Origin of the sequence: Mesorhizobium sp. Root157 (genome assembly GCF_001427385.1) — a bacterium.
Lineage (GTDB): Bacteria > Pseudomonadota > Alphaproteobacteria > Rhizobiales > Rhizobiaceae > Mesorhizobium.
Genome location: NZ_LMGJ01000001.1, coordinates 96,931 through 114,421 on the forward strand (window position 1 = coordinate 96,931; position 17,491 = coordinate 114,421).

Annotated in this window: 15 protein-coding genes; all 15 read right to left on the reverse strand. The window is 61.5% G+C overall.

Going from position 1 to position 17,491, the window contains the following annotated elements; translation table 11 throughout:
* Positions 1 to 81: 81 nt before the first annotated feature.
* The 15 genes from ASD64_RS00460 to ASD64_RS00530 all read right to left on the reverse strand — a co-directional run bounded on the left by ASD64_RS00460 (position 82) and on the right by ASD64_RS00530 (position 17,387).
* Positions 82 to 705 (reverse strand): transglutaminase-like cysteine peptidase, encoded by a 624-nt coding sequence (locus tag ASD64_RS00460; protein WP_056099018.1) that lies wholly within the window; start codon positions 703 to 705, stop codon positions 82 to 84.
* Between the two features lie 176 nt (positions 706 to 881).
* Positions 882 to 2,159, reverse strand: coding sequence for a polyhydroxyalkanoate depolymerase (locus tag ASD64_RS00465; protein ID WP_056099019.1), 1,278 nt, complete (start codon positions 2,157 to 2,159; stop codon positions 882 to 884).
* A gap of 236 nt (positions 2,160 to 2,395) precedes the next feature.
* The gene (locus tag ASD64_RS00470) at positions 2,396 to 2,755 is read right to left on the reverse strand and encodes a septal ring lytic transglycosylase RlpA family protein (RefSeq protein WP_056099022.1); all 360 of its coding nucleotides are present in this window, start codon (positions 2,753 to 2,755) and stop codon (positions 2,396 to 2,398) included.
* Positions 2,756 to 3,100: 345 nt separating this feature from the next.
* Complete coding sequence (locus ASD64_RS00475) at positions 3,101 to 4,177, reverse strand: substrate-binding domain-containing protein (protein ID WP_056099024.1); 1,077 nt, start codon at positions 4,175 to 4,177, stop codon at positions 3,101 to 3,103.
* A gap of 161 nt (positions 4,178 to 4,338) precedes the next feature.
* Positions 4,339 to 4,974, reverse strand: a complete 636-nt coding sequence (locus tag ASD64_RS00480; RefSeq protein ID WP_056099026.1) for a sarcosine oxidase subunit gamma — start codon at positions 4,972 to 4,974, stop codon at positions 4,339 to 4,341.
* Positions 4,967 to 7,948: a sarcosine oxidase subunit alpha family protein gene (locus tag ASD64_RS00485; protein ID WP_056099029.1), complete on the reverse strand. Its 2,982-nt coding sequence runs from the start codon at positions 7,946 to 7,948 to the stop codon at positions 4,967 to 4,969. The genes ASD64_RS00480 and ASD64_RS00485 overlap by 8 nt, the downstream gene beginning before the upstream one ends.
* Complete coding sequence (locus tag ASD64_RS00490; RefSeq protein ID WP_056099033.1) at positions 7,948 to 8,250, reverse strand: sarcosine oxidase subunit delta; 303 nt, start codon at positions 8,248 to 8,250, stop codon at positions 7,948 to 7,950. Before ASD64_RS00490 ends, ASD64_RS00485 begins: the two co-directional genes overlap by 1 nt.
* A gap of 15 nt (positions 8,251 to 8,265) precedes the next feature.
* Positions 8,266 to 9,516, reverse strand: a complete 1,251-nt coding sequence (locus tag ASD64_RS00495; RefSeq protein WP_056099036.1) for a sarcosine oxidase subunit beta family protein — start codon at positions 9,514 to 9,516, stop codon at positions 8,266 to 8,268.
* A 51-nt stretch (positions 9,517 to 9,567) separates the two neighbouring features.
* The gene (gene glnT, locus ASD64_RS00500) at positions 9,568 to 10,911 is read right to left on the reverse strand and encodes a type III glutamate--ammonia ligase (protein ID WP_056099038.1); all 1,344 of its coding nucleotides are present in this window, start codon (positions 10,909 to 10,911) and stop codon (positions 9,568 to 9,570) included.
* Between the two features lie 65 nt (positions 10,912 to 10,976).
* On the reverse strand, positions 10,977 to 12,305 hold the full coding sequence (locus tag ASD64_RS00505) for an FMN-binding glutamate synthase family protein (RefSeq protein WP_056099041.1): 1,329 nt from the start codon (positions 12,303 to 12,305) through the stop codon (positions 10,977 to 10,979).
* 11 nt (positions 12,306 to 12,316) lie between these two features.
* Complete coding sequence (locus ASD64_RS00510) at positions 12,317 to 13,054, reverse strand: GXGXG domain-containing protein (RefSeq protein WP_056099044.1); 738 nt, start codon at positions 13,052 to 13,054, stop codon at positions 12,317 to 12,319.
* Between the two features lie 3 nt (positions 13,055 to 13,057).
* Positions 13,058 to 13,954, reverse strand: a complete 897-nt coding sequence (locus ASD64_RS00515; RefSeq protein WP_056099047.1) for a class II glutamine amidotransferase — start codon at positions 13,952 to 13,954, stop codon at positions 13,058 to 13,060.
* Between the two features lie 300 nt (positions 13,955 to 14,254).
* The gene (locus tag ASD64_RS00520; RefSeq protein ID WP_056099049.1) at positions 14,255 to 15,223 is read right to left on the reverse strand and encodes a 2-hydroxyacid dehydrogenase; all 969 of its coding nucleotides are present in this window, start codon (positions 15,221 to 15,223) and stop codon (positions 14,255 to 14,257) included.
* A 66-nt stretch (positions 15,224 to 15,289) separates the two neighbouring features.
* A complete protein-coding gene (sucD, locus tag ASD64_RS00525; RefSeq protein WP_056099053.1) occupies positions 15,290 to 16,189 on the reverse strand; it encodes a succinate--CoA ligase subunit alpha in 900 nt (299 codons plus the stop codon).
* Between the two features lie 13 nt (positions 16,190 to 16,202).
* Complete coding sequence (locus ASD64_RS00530) at positions 16,203 to 17,387, reverse strand: malate--CoA ligase subunit beta (protein WP_056099055.1); 1,185 nt, start codon at positions 17,385 to 17,387, stop codon at positions 16,203 to 16,205.
* Positions 17,388 to 17,491 lie beyond the last annotated feature (104 nt).

Below are 17,491 nucleotides of genomic sequence, written 5' to 3' on the forward strand. Positions count from 1 at the left end.
CCTCGGACCGGAAAGTGGTCGAGACGTCTCCCACGCGGCTGCGGTAATCAAGGTTTGCCGCAGCGCTCGCAAGCAGCGCCTCTACTGAACCGAGCCGACCAGAACCGGCTGGTCGTCGCGGATCGAGACCCAGCGGCCTGTATTGTCGACCGCCTGCCGCTTCAGGAAACGGTAGCCCGTCTGATCCCAGGAGCGGACCTTGTCGTTCAGGTTGTCGAGCACGAAGTCGCCCTTGCTCGTGCGCACCGTCAGGACGGCATGGCCTTCGCCGTCGGGCTTGCGCACCACCGTGATCAGCAGGCTGGACAGCGGCACGCCCATGCCGTTCAGCTGGCGGCGCTTTTCCAGCACATAGTCCTCGCAGTCGCCGACGCCCTTGTCCGGATAGGCCCAGACTTCGTCCTTGCCGTAGATGTCGATGTCGTTCATCGGCGTGACGCTGGCGTTGACCGTCCCCGTTACATTGGTCAGTTGCTTCCAAAGCGAACTGGTCATTTTCACCGGAGAAAGCTCGGCCGAACGAACGGAGCATTCGGTCGGGTTCGCCTTGCAAAAATCGTAGTGTCCGATCGGCTGCGAGGTTATGCCTCCAGTCGTCATGGCGCCGGCAGCCGCGGCAGAGGTGACCACCGAAGCGGCAGCCACCATTCCAACCATCCCTGCTATGCAGAAGCGCAATCCCAGCGCCACCGGTGAGGAGTTCATTGCCCCGCTCGCCCCTGTTTGTTAACAAAAGGTTAAAGGCGATTTACACTCCGTGTCAATTGAAGGCCGACGCTGTTTGCAAGCATGGTTACTCGCGCCACCGTGACCGCGGCGATTGTGCAACAGTGACGCAGGCCAGTCGCCGAAAACGGCATGTCCTTAAGCGAAGTGGCGGTTCAGGCGCCGGACGCGCGTGCCAACCGAGGCTTGGTTAAAGCGCGGTTTTGGCGACGATGGCTGGCGATGAAATCGACGATCCGCGGCACGATCTCCGCACGGAAGCGCGAGCCGTTGAAAACGCCGTAGTGGCCGACGGTCGGCTGCATGTAGTGGGCTTTCATCTCGGCCGGAATGTTGACGCACAAATCATGCGCGGCCCGCGTCTGCCCGATGCCGGAGATGTCGTCATTCTCGCCCTCGACCGTGAACAGGGCGACGTTGCGGATGGCCGATGGATCGACACGGGTGCCGCGATGCGTCATCTCGCCTTTCGGCAAGGCGTGGCGGATGAACACCGTATCCACCGTCTGCAGATAGAACTCCGCGGTCAGATCCATCACCGCCAGATATTCGTCGTAGAATTCGCGGTGCTTTTCGGCACCGTCGCCATCGTGCTTGACCAGGTGCATGAAGAAATCCTTGTGGGCGATGATATGCCGGTCAAGGTTCATGCTCATGAAGCCGGAAAGCTGCAGGAAGCCCGGATAGACGCAACGCCCGAAGCCGGGAGTGGGCCACGGCGCCTGCATGATGACATGCTCGCGGAACCAGTCGAGGCCCTTTTCCTTGGCCAGCACGTTGACGGCCGTCGGGTGGTTGCGCGTGTCGATCGGGCCGCCCATCAGGGTCATCGTAGCCGGCACGAAGGCGTCGCCGCGCGCCTCCATCAAAGCCACCGCAGCCAGCACCGGCACGGACGGCTGGCAAACCGCCATGACATGGGTGTCGGGGCCGAGTTCATGCAGCATGTCGATGACGTAGTCGACATAGTCATCCAGATCGAAGCGGCCTTGCGCCATCGGCACCATGCGCGCATCCACCCAGTCGGTGATATGAACGTCGGCGTGGGGCAGCATAGCCTCGACCGTGCCGCGCAGCAGCGTCGCATAATGGCCTGACATCGGCGCCACGATCAGAAGCTTGGGGCCGGATGTCTTTCCAGCCGGCATTGCCTTGTCGAAACGGATCAGGTTGCAGAACGGCCTGGACCACACGACCTGCTCGCTGACCGGGACGCTCGTCCAGTCCACGACCGTCGAATCGATTCCGAAGGCGGGTTTGCTGTAGTGGCGGGTGGTGCGTTCGAACAATTCTGCGGTCGCGGCGATCGACCTGCCCCACAAGGTGTTCGAAAGCGGATTGAGGGGGTTGCTGTAAAGCATGCGCACCGCATCCGCATAGGCGCGGGCGGGCTGCAGGGCCGCGTGGTTCAATTCATAGAGCTGGTAGAACATGCATGGTCCCCGCTGCTGCCTGCGACGGAAGGACGACGAAGCAGCGCCGAGCCTTGACTGTCTCGCGGGGAGGTTAACAACAAATTGCTGCGACGCAATACGTCTATGCGCGTAAAATGCATTGGACATTGGTCCAAGCCATTGAGAAGTCGGGAGCATTTTCGGGAGCCGGCTACGAACGCACTTGCAACGCCGGCAAAGATAAAGCCCCGAAAATACTTTCCACTACTGCCGAATTAAACTTGTGCCATGCAAATCGAAGTGTGGCCGGACTTGATGAACCCCAATCTGTTTGCCGCCCCTTTCGACAGGTCGAGGACGCGGCCCTTGATGAACGGCCCCCGGTCGTTGATACGAACGACAACGCTTTTGCCGTTCTTGCGGTTGGTGACCTTGATGCGCGTGCCGAACGGCAAGGTGCGGTGGGCCGCCGTCAGGGCCGAAGGGTTCATGCGTTCGCCGGAAGCGGTGCGCGAATGCAGTGCATACCAGGAGGCGCGGCCGCATTGTGCCGCTGCATAACTGTCGGCGACGCCGACCGCCAAAGCTGCCGCAAGGGTTGCCGCGGCAAGGGCAGACTTGTTCTTGCTGTCCATTAAGGAAATGGCTCCGTTGATCGATACGGGGCCGTAGGGGGCAAATGAGGCAGCAAATGCGGCGAAGCGCCGGCATAAACGTGGCGCAATCACACGTTTTGAATCACCTGGACACAGTTTGTCAGATAATTTCTAACCTATTTTGACTGAATACCCAAAATGAGCAATTGAAATAGGGGGAAATATATAGATCGAAAGTCCTAAGTCTAAACTTTCTTCTTTGACAGATATTCTGCCGTGACTCTCTGCCGATACACACGGGCAAGCATTGCAATACCTATGGAATCCAATTTCCTGACACGCCGTTGCACCCAACAGATTCATTGGGCCGGTGCCGTCGTCAGTTCAAGTATTTTCCCGGAAGAACTTCTTGACGGTCTTGACGATCCCGGCATCGGACACGGCATAGCCCGGCAGCGTGGAGACGGCGCGCCGGTAGTCGGTGCCGGAGATGATCTCGCGCAGCCGCTCGACCGGCTTGGAGTTGAGGATGTTGGACCGGCACAGGAAGAAATAGTCCTCGCGGATGACATGCACGAAGTCGAGGTCGAACTCGACCGCCGCCGCCTCGACGCCGAAGCCGGTATCGGCCATGCCCCTGGCGACATGGGCGGCAACCGCGGCATGGGTCAGTTCCACGTTCTGGTAGCCGGGAATGCGATCGCTTTCGATCTTCTCCTGCGCCAGCAATTGTTCGAACAGCAGCCGGGTGCCGGAGCCCGCATCGCGATTGACGAAGGTGATGGTGGGATCGACCAGCGAATGAAGGCCGGTGATGTTGAGCGGATTGCCGCGCTTGACGAACAGGCCCATTTCGCGCGTCACGAAGCCGAGCACGCAGTAGATCGAAGGATCGAGCCAGCGCTTGCAGTCGGCGGCGGCGCGTTTGCGCAACTCGCCATGCGGCAGGTGGATTGCGGCCAATTCGCACTCCTGGGCGCGAAGCGATTCCAGCGAGGCCTGGTTGCTCATGTAGCGCAGGTCGAGATTGGTGCCGGGCTCGCTGGCCAAAAACTCGCCGAGCTTGGAGATGGCAAAGCCATGGCTTGCGTGGATCCTGATGCGCGGCGGCACGTCCGGCAACAGGCTTGCCAGTTCCATCTCCAGTTCCTGGGCGATGTTGTGCAATTGCGGGCCAAGGCGGGCGTTGAGGTGCTGTTCGGCCCACACCAACTTGCTGCCCAGCGCGGTCAGGTGCGTGCCCTTGCCGCGATGGCGCTCGACCAGCGGCTCGCCGAAGAAGGCCGACCACTGGTCGACAAGGTTCCAGGCGTGGCGGTACGACATGCCGCTATGCTCGGCGGCGCTGGCCAATGTTCCCGTCTGCTTGATTTCGCGCAGGATGCTGAGGATCACCCGCATCGAATGCGGCGACGTCTCGCTTGTGAAATTCCACAAGGCCTCAATCTGGATCCGCACCATGACGCGCTCGCTTCCTTGCCAACCCTGTTAAATCGACAAGGCCAAATATACAATCGAGCACGCGAACCGATATGTCGCTGCCGGCAAAGGCAGCACACAAATTAGCCTGTCGAGGCGTTGGCGCCGGCACAGTGCGCCGACAGCCCAAGGGCCGCAACCCTTCAGTGGCCGGCGCCGATGGCGGCGACCTCCACTCCATATTCCAGCGACGAATCGACAATCAGGTGCCAGAGCGTATCGGCGAAACTGGTGAAGACCAGCATTGCGTAAGCAGGGTTCGCGCCAGCGTCGTCAGCCTCGCGCCAGAAATTGACTGCCGTATGATCGATCGATGTCGTGGCCGCAGCACCGACGGGAAAGACCGAGTCGTGCAGGTCGAGCGAGGTGAGTTTCGCCAACGCATCATTGGCGCTCGGACCGGAAATGCGGATCAGGCAGCGCCCGTCCGACTGGTTGGACAGCGATGCCGTGCCGGCGAACGCCTCTTCCATCTGCTCCAGCGACGGTGCTGACCGCGGCTGTTGTGAAAAGGCCAGGAACTGGTCCGGCCCCGACCAGATCAGCGTGGCTGACTTGCCATTCGCGACCTTGAGCATGGCAGGCGTTTCCGTGCCGAAAAGCTTCTTGGCGGCCTTTGCCACGTCTGCGTTGCGGCCGCGGCGCGCCATGACCTGGACAAGCGCGATGTCGCCGACATGCGACAGGGATACGCCCGGCGTGCCCTTGCCTGCGCCATGACGGCCGGCAATGACCGCCTTTTCGAGCGGGGACTGCGAATTCCAGAGAAAATCAGGCACGCTGGCGCACTCCCTCAGGATCGTAGAAGACCGGGCTGCATAGTTCGACATCGTAAGTTTCGTTGCGCAACGGATCATGCGCCTTGACGATTTCGCCATGACGTTCCGCGCCATGCGAGACAAGGCCAAGACCCAGCCACTGGTTCTGGGTCGGCGAGAAGCAGACCGAGGTGACGTAGCCCTGATCCGTCTCCGGTCCCGGTATCCCGCCCTTGGGTATGATGTGGGCGCCCGAGCGCAGGCGGCGCGCCTTGTCGAGCGGACGGATGCCGACGACGACCTGGCGATCCGGCGCTGTCAACGCTTCACGCTGCGAAAGCACACGGCCGATGAAGTCCTTCTTCTTGGACGCCATCTTGCCGAGGCCGAGATCGCCGGCCGTGGTGGTGCCGTTGAGTTCCGGACCGGCGACGTGGCCCTTTTCGATGCGCATCACGCCAAGCGCTTCAGTCCCGTAAGGCGTGACGCCGAACGGCTCGCCGGCAATCATGAGGTTGCGCGCCATGGCCCCGCCGTAGCGGGCAGGCACCGCAATCTCGAAGGCCATTTCGCCGGAGAAGGAAATGCGGAAAAGACGCGCATCCATGCCGCCGCGCAACTTGACCGTGCGGACACCCATGAAGGGGAAGCCTTCGTTGGACATATCCTCCGACGGATCGACGAGCGCCTGCAACAGGTCGCGCGTACGTGGCCCGGCGATGGAGAACTGCGCCCATTGATCGGTCGCCGAGGACAGTTGGACATCGAGTTCCGGCCACAGGACCTGCCGGCAGAACTCGAGGTGCTGCATGACCGGCCCGGCCTTGGCCGTGGTCGTGGTCATCAAGTAATGGTCCTCAGCCAGACGCGAGGTCGTGCCGTCGTCCATGACGATGCCGTCTTCGCGCAACATCAGGCCATAGCGAGCCTTTCCGACCGCGAGTGAGGCGAAGGCATTGATGTAGACCCGATCAAGGAAAGTGCCGGCATCTGCGCCGCGCACGTCCACCTTGCCCAGCGTCGACACATCGCAGAAGCCGACGCCGTTGCGGACCGCCAGCACCTCACGCGTAACAGACTGCAGCCAGTCGGTCTCGCCGGGCAACGGGAACCACTGAGCGCGCTTCCACAAGCCGGTATCCACGAACACCGCACCGCGCTCCGCCGCCCAGTGATGGGAGGGGGTGAGGCGGGTGGCATGGAAATTTTCGTCGCGATTGTGGCCGGCAAGCGCACCGATCGCCACCGGCGCATAGGGCGGACGGTAGACGGTGGTGCCTGTATCGGCGATGCTGCGGCCGACCGCATCGGCCATGATGGCAAGGCCGGTGACGTTGGAGGTCTTGCCCTGGTCGGTGGCCATGCCAAGAGTGGTATAGCGCTTGAGGTGCTCGACAGATTCGAAACCCTCGCGCTGCGCCAATTGCACGTCGGAAGCGGTGACGTCGTGCTGGAAATCGACGAACGCCTTGCCCTTCACCTGCACATGCCAAAGCGGCTTGATCGCGAACGCTTCATCGGAAGCCTTGGCAGCGTTGCCGGCCTTGCCCTTTGCGCCTGCCTCGGCAGCCGCCATGGCGCCCGCCGCATGGCCCGTGCGCAAGCAGGCTCCAAGCGAGAGGTCGCCATTGGCCGCACCGGCCATCGTCATGCCGGTTGGGGCGTTGGCGGGCACGAAGGCCGCAATATCGTCGCGCCAGGCCGGCTTGCCACGATGGAAACACGAGAGCGCCAGGTTGGGATTCCAGCCGCCGGACATCGCCAGGCAGTCGGCCTCGATCTTCTGGATGCCGCCTGCCCCGTTGACCGTCACGCTGCTGACGCCATCGACACCGCCGCCGACGTCGGAGACGACGCCCTGGACGACGCGCACGCCCGAATAATCGCCAACTGCGGCCTTGCCGCGCGGATCAATCACCGCCGCCACTTCGGCACCGGCGCGGCGAATGGCATCGACCGTGCTCCAGCCATCGTCATTGTTGACGAACAGCGCAATGCGCTTGCCCGGCAAGGCTGCGAAACGATTGACGTAGGTGCGGACGGCCGAGGCCATCATCACCGCGGGACGGTCGTTGCCCGGAAACACGATCGGACGCTCGATGGCACCCGCGCCGACGATGCTGCGCTTGGCCGAAATGCGCCACAGGCGCTGGCGGACCTGGTGCTCCGGCGGTTGTGGCAAATGGTCGTTGACGCGTTCCAGGACACCGAAATCACCGCCGTCATAGACGCCGAACACAGCGGTCCGGGTCATGATGCGAACATTGGGCAGCGACGACAATTCAGCGATCGCCCCCTGCAGCCAATCAAGCGCGTCGATCCCGTCGATCTCGCCGCCATCGGACAGAAGCCTGCCGCCAAGCCGGCTGTCGTCGTCGCAGATAATGACGCGCGCGCCTGCCCGGCCGGCTGCAAGTGCCGCCGCAAGCCCGGTTGCGCCGCCGCCGACCACCAGCACGTCGCAATGCGCCCAGGCCTTGTCGTAATGATCGGGATCAGCAATGCCGGCCGTCTTGCCGAGACCGGCCGCGCGGCGGATGGCAGGCTCGTAGAGAGCCTCCCAGAACTTGGCCGGCCACATGAAGGTCTTGTAGTAGAAGCCGGCGACGAAGATCGGCGAAAATAGCGAATTGACCGACATGAGATCGTTGCGCAGCGAAGGCCAGCGGTTCTGGCTCTGTGCGACGAGGCCGTCATAGAGTTCCGCCGTGGTGGCGCGCGTGTTGGCTTCGCGCCGCGCCCCGGTACGCAGTTCCACCAACGCGTTCGGCTCTTCCGGCCCAGCGGTCAGGATGCCGCGCGGACGGTGATACTTGAACGAGCGCCCGACCAGCCTCACCCCGTTTGCAACGAGCGCGGACGCCAGCGTGTCTCCGGCAAAGCCGGTCATGGTCTTGCCGTCGAACGTGAAATTCAACGGCGCATTGCGGTCGATCTGGCCGCCGCTACCCAGGCGGTGCGACTGCCCCGCGACGGTTCTGGTGCTACCCTCCATCACCGTTCTCCAGCTTGTGCCGTCTTTGCGGCGCCCGCACCGGGGGCAGCCGCGACCGACTTGAATTCATGTGTTGTCGTGCTGCGTTCTGCGATCAGCCAGGACCGGCATCCGCCGCCGTGATACCAGTACTCACGCGTGAAGCCGGCCACGTTGTCGCGCAGGTAGACGTAATCGTAGAATTGCTCCTCGACGGCTGCGCCACCGTCGAGCGGCGCGGCGGGCCGTTTGGGCGAGGCATCGCCAAGATACGTGAACTCGCCCGAGTCGCGCGCGCCGCAGAAGGGACATGCAATACGCATTCGCCAGTCTCGCTCTTAATGCAGGTTCGGTTGGGCGCCCTGGCCCTTTTCGTCGATCATCGCGCCGCGCCGGAAGCGGTCGAGGCGGAAGCGTTTGGCTTCCTCATGCGGCTCGTCGCGCGCCAGCAGGTGGGCGAAGACGAGGCCGGAAGCCGGTGTCGCCTTGAAGCCGCCATAACACCAGCCGGCATTGAGGTAGAGCCCGTCCACGGGCGTCTTGTCGATGATGGGCGTGCCGTCCATCGACATGTCCATGATGCCGCCCCATTGCCGCAGCAGGCGCACCCGTCCGATCATCGGCATGATGGCCATGCCGCCTTCGCAGACATCTTCCATCACCGGCATGTTGCCGCGTTGGGCATAGGAATTGTAGCCGTCGAGATCGCCGCCGAATACGAGGCCGCCCTTGTCCGACTGGCTGACGTAGAAGTGGCCCGCACCAAAGGTGACGACGCCGGGGATCAGCGGTTTGATAGCCTCGGTGACGAACGCCTGGAGGACCTGGCTTTCGATCGGCAGGCGCAGATCGGCCATGGCCGCGACACGCGAGGTGCTGCCGGCGACCGCCATGCCGACCTTGCCGGCGCCGATGGTGCCGCGGGTCGTTTCCACGCCGGTGATGCGTCCGTTGCTTCGCTGGAAGCCGGTCACTTCGCAATTCTGGATGATGTCCACGCCCAACTGATCTGCCGCACGCGCATAGCCCCAGACGACGGCATCGTGGCGGGCGGTACCGCCGCGGCGCTGCATCAGGCCGCCCATGATCGGGAAGCGCGCATTGTCGTAGTTCAGGAACGGCAGGATCTTGCGGATCTCCACGGCATCCAGCAATTCGGCGTCGATGCCGTTGATGCGCATGGTGTTGCCACGTCGCGCGAAGGCGTCGCGCTGGGCATCAGAGTGGTAGAGATTGATGATGCCGCGTTGGCTGACCATCGTGTTGTAGTTGAGGTCCTGCTCCATGCGTTCCCACAGCTTCATCGACATTTCGTAGAAGCCGGTATTGCCGGGAAGCATGTAGTTGGAACGGATGATGGTGGTGTTGCGGCCGGCGTTGCCGGAGCCGATCCAGCCCTTTTCCAGCACCGCGACGTTACGGATGCCGTACTCCTTGGCAAGGAAATAGGCGGTTGCCAGCCCGTGGCCGCCGCCGCCGATGATGACGACGTCATACTGCTTTTTTGGGGTGGGGTCGCGCCAGGCGCGGCCCCAGTTCTTGTGGCTCGACAAAGCCGCTCGCGCCAAGGAAAAAATAGAATATTTCATCACGTCGTTTCCGTAACGCAGCCTGTATTTTCGGCGTAAGTGAGGATCGGGTTAGCAATCCAGAGTGTGATCGAGTTCCCACTGTGTCAGGTGAGACACATAGGAATGCCACTCCACCATCTTCATCTTGATGAAGCCGTTCACGAGTTCCTCGCCCAGCGCAGCCTTGAATTCCTGATCCTGATCAAGAAGGCGCAGCGCATCGAGCAGGTTCAACGGCAACCTTGGGGCATCCTTGATGGTGTGCCCTTCGGTGTACATGTTGATGTCGCTGCGCGGACCCGGGTTGATCTCCTCGCGAAGCCCCCTCAGGCCGGCGGCCAGGATGACGGCCTGCATAAGGTACGGGTTTGCCGCACCGTCAGGCAGACGCAACTCGAAGCGCCCCGGGCCCGGTACGCGGACCATGTGGGTGCGGTTGTTGCCGGTCCAGGTGACGGCATTGGGCGCCCATGACGAACCGGACACCGTGCGCGGCGCGTTGATGCGCTTGTAGGAGTTGACGGTGGGGCAAATGATGGCCGTCATCGTCGCGGCATATTTCATGATGCCGCCGAGGAAGTGCATACCCTTCTGCGACAGGCCGTCAGGAGAATCGTCGTCGGCAAAAACGTTCGTCTTGCCCGAAAGATCCCATGCCGAGATGTGCGCATGGCAACCGTTGCCGGTCAGATGCGGGAACGGCTTTGGCATGAACGTGGCGCGGAAGCCGTATTTTTCGGCCAGCGATTTGATCATGAACTTGAAGAAGGAGTACTTGTCGGCCGTCACCATGACGTCGTCATACTTCCAGTTCATCTCGAACTGGCCGTTGGCATCCTCATGGTCATTCTGATACGGCTCCCAGCCCAAATCCAGCATTGCGTCGCTGGCTTCGCGGATGAGATCGAAACGGCGCATCAATGCCTGCTGGTCGTAGCAGGGCTTCTTTGAATTGTCGTGCTCGTCGGACAGCGCCTTGCCGTCGAAGGTGACGAAGGAGAACTCAGGCTCCACACCGGTCTTGACCCTGATGCCCTGCGCCGCTGCTTCCTCGACGAGGCGCTTCAGCGTGTTGCGCGGAGCCTGATCGACGCTCTTGCCGTTCATCACGCAGTTCGACGCCACCCATGCAACCTCGGGCTTCCAGGGAAGCTGGATCACGGAGGAAGGATCGGGAACGGCCAGCATGTCGGAGTCGGCCGGGGTCATGTCCATGCCACCGGCAAAACCGGCGAAGCCTGCACCGTCCTTCTGCATGCCGCCGATCGCCCGGGCCGGAACCAGCTTTGCACGCTGGTAGCCCAGAAGATCGGTATAGGTGACCATAAAGTACTTGACGTCCCGCGACCTGGCGAAATCCTCCAGGTCGGTCGTTACTGCACCGTCGATATTATTATCAAACTTAGTACCCATAGTACTCCTCCCGATGAGTTTTATTGGACGGTATCCATTGTTTTCTCCCCCTCAAGATCCTTGCGTCAAAACTTGACCTGCCCGGGTATCCAGCCCGTGCCGGCGATCGGAACGCGCGCCATGGCGGCAGCTTCAACCGTCAAGGCGCAGAGATCTTCCGGTTCAAGGTTATGCAAGTGGTTTTTGCCGCAGGCGCGTGCGACCGTTTGCGCTTCGAGCGTCATAACCTTCAGGTAGTTCGCGAGACGACGCCCGGCCGCGATCGGATCGACACGCTTCATCAGTTCGGCATCCTGCGTGGTGATACCTGCGGGATCCTTGCCTTCATGCCAGTCATCATAAGCACCGGCCGTAGTGCCGAGCTTCTGATATTCGCTTTCCCAGTGCGGATCGTTGTCACCAAGAGCGATGAGTGCCGCCGTACCGATGGCGACAGCATCCGCGCCGAGCGCCAACGCCTTGGCAACGTCGGCACCGTTGCGGATGCCGCCGGATACGATCAGCTGCACCTTGCGATGCATGCCCAGGTCCTGGAGGGCCTGAACCGCCGGACGAATACAAGCAAGGATCGGAAGGCCGACATGCTCGATGAAGACTTCCTGAGTCGCCGCGGTGCCACCCTGCATGCCGTCGAGCACGACCACGTCGGCACCAGCCTTAACAGCCAGTGCGGTGTCATAGTACGGGCGGGTGCCGCCAATCTTCACGTAGATCGGCTTTTCCCAGTCGGTGATTTCACGGATTTCGAGAATCTTGATCTCGAGGTCGTCCGGGCCGGTCCAGTCAGGATGACGGCAAGCCGAACGTTGGTCGATACCCTTGGGCAGCGTGCGCATTTCAGCAACGCGGTCGGAGATCTTCTGGCCGAGCAGCATGCCGCCGCCGCCGGGCTTGGCGCCCTGACCGACAACCACCTCGATGGCATCGGCACGACGAAGGTCACGCGGGTTCATGCCGTAACGGGACGGAAGGATCTGGTACACCAACTTTTCGGAATGGCCGCGCTCTTCTTCGGTCATGCCGCCGTCGCCGGTCGTGGTCGTGGTGCCCGAAAGCGTCGCACCGCGGCCCAGCGCTTCCTTGGCCGGGCCAGACAGCGAGCCGAAGCTCATGCCAGCCACGGTGATCGGGATTTTCAATTCGATCGGCTTCTTGGCGAAACGAGTGCCAAGAACGACGTTGGTATCGCAGCGCTCGCGGTAACCTTCGAGCGCATAACGGGAGATGGACGCACCCAGGAACAGGAGGTCGTCGAAATGCGGCAGCTTACGCTTCGCGCCACTGCCACGAATATCGTAGATACCGGTTGCCGCTGCACGGCGGATTTCCGACATGGCGTAATCATCGAAGGTCGCGGATTTACGCGGAGTCGTCGGCGGGTTCTGATAGGTCATGATTGCTGGCCTCAGTATGCGGCGGCGTTGTCGATGTTGAAGTTGTAGAGGCTGCGCGCTGAGCCGTAGCGCGTGAACTCTTCCGGCTTGGCATCCGTGATGCCAGCGCGATCAAGCAACTCCTGCAACTTTGCGATATGCTCGGGACGCATCTCCTTGGCGATGCAGTCGGCGCCGAGGCTCTTGACGCTACCTCTGACGAACAACTTCGCTTCATAGATGGAGTCGCCCAGCGCATCACCGGCATCGCCGAGCACCACGAGGTGACCGGACTGCGCCATGAAGGCCGACATGTGGCCGACATTGCCGCGAACGACGATGTCGATGCCCTTCATCGAAATGCCGCAACGCGAGGATGCGTCACCTTCAATCACCAGGAGACCGCCGCGGCCGGTTGCACCAGCGTACTGGCTTGCATTGCCCTTGATGATGACTTCACCCGACATCATGTTTTCGGCGACGCCGGGGCCTGCAGAACCATGCACGGTGATCGTGGCTTCCTGATTCATGCCGGCGCAATAATAACCGACGCTGCCACGGATATCGACGGAGATCGGGGTGTCGACACCGGCGGAGATGGCATGACCACCCTTCGGATTCAACACTTCCCACTGCGTTTCGTTCGAACCTTGCCTGTTGCTGTGAAGAGCCTGGTTAAGCTCGCGCAACGGCGTTACTGCAAGGTCGAAAACTCTCGGCGCGGACCCCAGGTTGGGGGAGACCGCCAATGCGGAATTTGTCGCGTGCATGGATTAATGCTCCCAAAAATAGACGGTTGATGGCTCAGGCTCCCAAACCCTGGCCTGCTCAATGCCCGGCAAATTAGCAAGCGCCCGATACTCCGAACCGAACGCCACGTATTGATCAGTCTCAGCCATGACTGCCGGCTTGCAGGAGATCGGATCGCGAACGACACCAAAACCGTTCTTCGTGCCGACGACGAAGTTGAAGAAGCCGTCGAGATCGTCGAGGGTGCTTTCCAGAGCCTGGCCGAGGTTCAGGCCATCGGCCATCTTCGACGAGACGTAGGCGGCGGCGACTTCGGTGTCATTCTCGGTCTCGAACTTCATGCCCTTCTGGATGAGCTCGCGACGGATGTTGCTGTGGTTGGACAGCGAGCCGTTGTGCACCAGACACTGGTCGGGGCCAGTCGAGAACGGATGCGCGCCAAGCGTCGTCACAGCAGATTCAGTCGCCATGCGGGTGTGACCGATGGCGTGTGTGCCAGCCATGCCGGAAAGGCCGAAACGATCGGCGACATCGGCAGGAAGGCCAACTTCCTTGTAGATCTCGATGGCTTCGCCGATGCCCATGATGCGAACGTTCGGGCGCAGCTCGACAATAGCGGCGCGGGCGCTTTCAAGCTCGGCAGTCGCCACATCAACCACGGCATGCGTCGACTTGATCTGGATCTTGACCGGCTTGCCAAGATGCGCGCCGAGTTCCTTCTCAAGGCCGGCAAAATCGGTCTCCGGGCTCGGCGACTGGATGGTGATCTTGCCCTGATTGCTTGCCGAGGAATTGTAGATGGCGATGCCAGCGCTGTCGGGGCCACGATCAGTCAGCGTAATAAGCATTTCCGACAAGAGGGCGCCCAACTGGGGCTCCAATGTTTTGTCCTTCAAAAACAGTCCCACAATTCCACACATCGCCGTCACCTCAACCGTTTTTATGTCTGGTAGGAAAACTAACAGGTTCCAATTTCAAATTCAACTGTCATGAATTATTTTTTCCCACAAGAAAAATCGAGAGGTGCTCCCGGATAAATTGTTACATCAACGCTTTGCGCGTCGGCTTCCGCAAGGGCACGAGCCTCGGCCGAGCCTTCGCGCATTCCAGGCAAAATTGGAATTTTCCTTATAAAAACAACGGCCCCGGACAGTGTGTCCGAGGCCGAATGCACGTTTTAATCGTGTGGAGTTTTGGATAGGTCGCCGCAAGGCTCGCGCTTATGCCACCCTGTCCGGAACAGGCTCGCCGGCAAAGAACGCAGTCAGGTTCTCCAGCGCTTTCATGCCCATGGCGACACGCGTCTCTTCCGTGGCGCTGCCCAGATGCGGCAAAAGAACGACGTTTTCCATCCTGGTCAAGCCGGCAGGCACTTCAGGCTCGCTGGCGAAGACGTCCAGGCCCGCACCGGCAATACCGCCGCTTTCCAATGCAGCCACCAGCGCATCCTGGTCGACGACATCGCCGCGCGCGGTGTTGATGAGGAAGGCGCCCTTCTTCATCGCCGATAGACGGGCGCTATTGATCAGATGCCGGTTCTCGGCGCCACCGGGGCAATGCAGGGACACGAAATCGGATTGGGCAAGCACGTCTTCTATTGAAGCAAGCTGCCTTGCGCCCATGGCGCGCGTCTCGTCGTCGTCCACCTTGGAGCGGTTGTAGAAGACGATATCCATGTCGAAGCCGAAATGCGCGCGCTTCGCGGTGGCCTTGCCGATGCGGCCCATGCCGATGATGCCGAGCGTCTTGCCCGTCACCTTGGTCCCGATCATGTGGGTCGGGCACCAGCCCTGCCACTCGCCGGCCCGCAGCTGGCGCTCGCCCTCGCCGGCCCTGCGGGCAACAGCAAGCAAAAGGCTCAAGGCGATATCGGCCGTGCAGTCCGTCAAGACGCCCGGCGTGTTGGTCACGACGATATCGTTCTCGCGCGCGGCATCGACGTCGATGTGGCTGAACCCCACCCCATAGTTGGCGATGATCCTGGTCCTGTTATCCGCTTCGGGAAAGATCGACTTCGGCAGCTTGTCGCTGACGGTCGGCAGGATCGCATCGAAGTTCAGGAAGGCTGCCTTGAATTGCGTAGGCGTGAGCGGCACGTCGCCTCTGTTGAAGGTCGTATCGAAATTTTCGGCCAGCAATTGCTCGACCGCTGCCGGCCAGCGCCGGGTGACAATTACACGGGGCTTCATCTCAACTCTCTGCTTTCAAATGGAAGCGGGGCCGGCTTTCGCCGGCCCCTTCGCACCTTGGTCGGGTCAGGCGGCCTTTTGGTGCTGTTCGAGGACACTGGCAATGGTGGGTCCGAACGCTGCTGGCGTCGGCACAATAGTCACGCCCGCGTCGCGCAGGATCTCGACCTTCTCCTGTGCGGATTCGCCGAAAGCCGAAATGATGGCGCCGGCATGGCCCATACGCTTACCCTTCGGCGCGGAAAGGCCTGCGATATACGCGATCAACGGCTTGCGCATATTGTGTCTGGCCCATTCGCCCGCTTCAGCTTCCTGCGGTCCGCCGATCTCGCCGATCATGACGACGGCGTCGGTGTCCGGATCCTGCTCGAACAACTTTAGGATATCGAGGAATGACGAACCGTTAATGGGATCGCCGCCGATACCGACGCTGGTCGAAACGCCAATGCCGAGGTCCTTCATCTGCGAGGCAGCTTCATAACCCAGAGTTCCGGATCGGCCAACAATGCCGACACGTCCCGGCAGATAGATATGGCCGGGCATGATGCCCATCATGGCCTGGCCGGGGGTGATCATGCCGGCGCAGTTGGGGCCGACCAACCGCATGCGGTCCTCATAGCGGAAGCGGCGCATATAGCGCTTCACCCGCATCATGTCCTGCGACGGGATGCCGTCGGTGATGCACACGCAAAGCTTGATGCCGGCATCGGCCGCTTCCATGATCGAATCCGCGGCGAAGGGCGGCGGAACAAACACGATGCTCGCTTCGGCTCCGGTTTCACGCACGGCACCCTTGACCGTGTTGAAGACCGGAATGCCGTTGTGATCCATTCCGCCCTTGCCGGGCGTGATGCCGCCCACGACATTGGTGCCGTAGCGCTTCATGTCGGCGGCATGGAAGCTGCCGATCTTGCCGGTCAGACCCTGGACGACGACGCGCGTCCTGCGATTGAGAAGAATGCTCATTTTCGTCCTCCCTTCAGTGCTTTTTCTTCTTGGAAAAGCTCTTCATCGCATCGACCGCCTTTTCGGCAGCCTCCGCGAGCGTATCGGCAACGATGACCTGTTCACCGGATTCAGCAAGAATCCTGCGCCCTTCCTCGACATTGGTGCCGGCGAGGCGCACCACCAGCGGCACGGTGACGCCAACCTCACGGATGGCCTTGACCACCCCTTCGGCCACCCAGTCGCAGCGGTTGATGCCGGCAAAGATGTTGACGAGGATGGTCTCGATGTTCTTGTCGGCGAGAACGGCACGGAATGCCTTTGCCACGCGCTCGGGCGAGGCACCGCCGCCGATGTCGAGGAAGTTCGCCGGCTCACCGCCAGCGATCTTGATCATGTCCATGGTCGCCATGGCCAGGCCCGCGCCGTTGATGATGCAGCCGATATTGCCGTCCAGCCCGACATAGGAAAGGCCGCGGTCGCTGGCGAATGTTTCGCGCGGATCTTCCTGAGACTTGTCGCGAAGTTCCGAAATCTCGGGGCGGCGGAACAGCGCGTTCTCGTCGAACGACATCTTGGCGTCGAGCGCGATCAGGTTGCCGTCACGCGTCACAACCAGCGGATTGATCTCCAGCATGGAGGCGTCATAGTCGCGGAACACACGGTAGCAGCCGATCAGCGTGTCGACGGCCTTGCCGATCAGGCTGTTCTCCAGCCCGAGGCCGAAAGCGATTTCACGCGCCTGGAACTGCTGCATGCCGGCACCGGGATCGACCGTTGCCCGGATGATGGTATCGGGTTGCTTTTCGGCGATCTCCTCGATCTCCATGCCGCCGGACGCGGATGCCACGATCATAACCCGCTCGGCTTTGCGGTCGAGCACCATGCCAAGATAGATTTCCTGGCGGATGTCGACGGTCTCTTCGATATAGAGACGCGAGACGAGCTTGCCCTTGGGGCCTGTCTGATGTGTGGCGAGCTTGCGGCCGAGCATCGCCTCGGCGGCTTCAGAAACCTCGGTGTCCGAACTGCAGAGACGGATGCCACCGGCCTTGCCACGAGCGCCGGAATGGATTTGCGCCTTCACCACCCACTTGCCGCCACCGATCTCGCTGGCGCGATAGGCGGCCTGTTCGGGGCTGTAGGCGAGACCGCCGCGCGGTATGTGCACCGAGTAGCGGGAAAGAAGTTCCTTGGCCTGGTATTCATGGATATCCATGTCGGTTCCTCCCAAATGCAATTCCAGGAAAAGTGGGGACCGGTTTTCCGTCCGGAATTGCGTGAAAAACAAAAGAGCTGGAGCGGTTCTACGAGTCCTTTGAA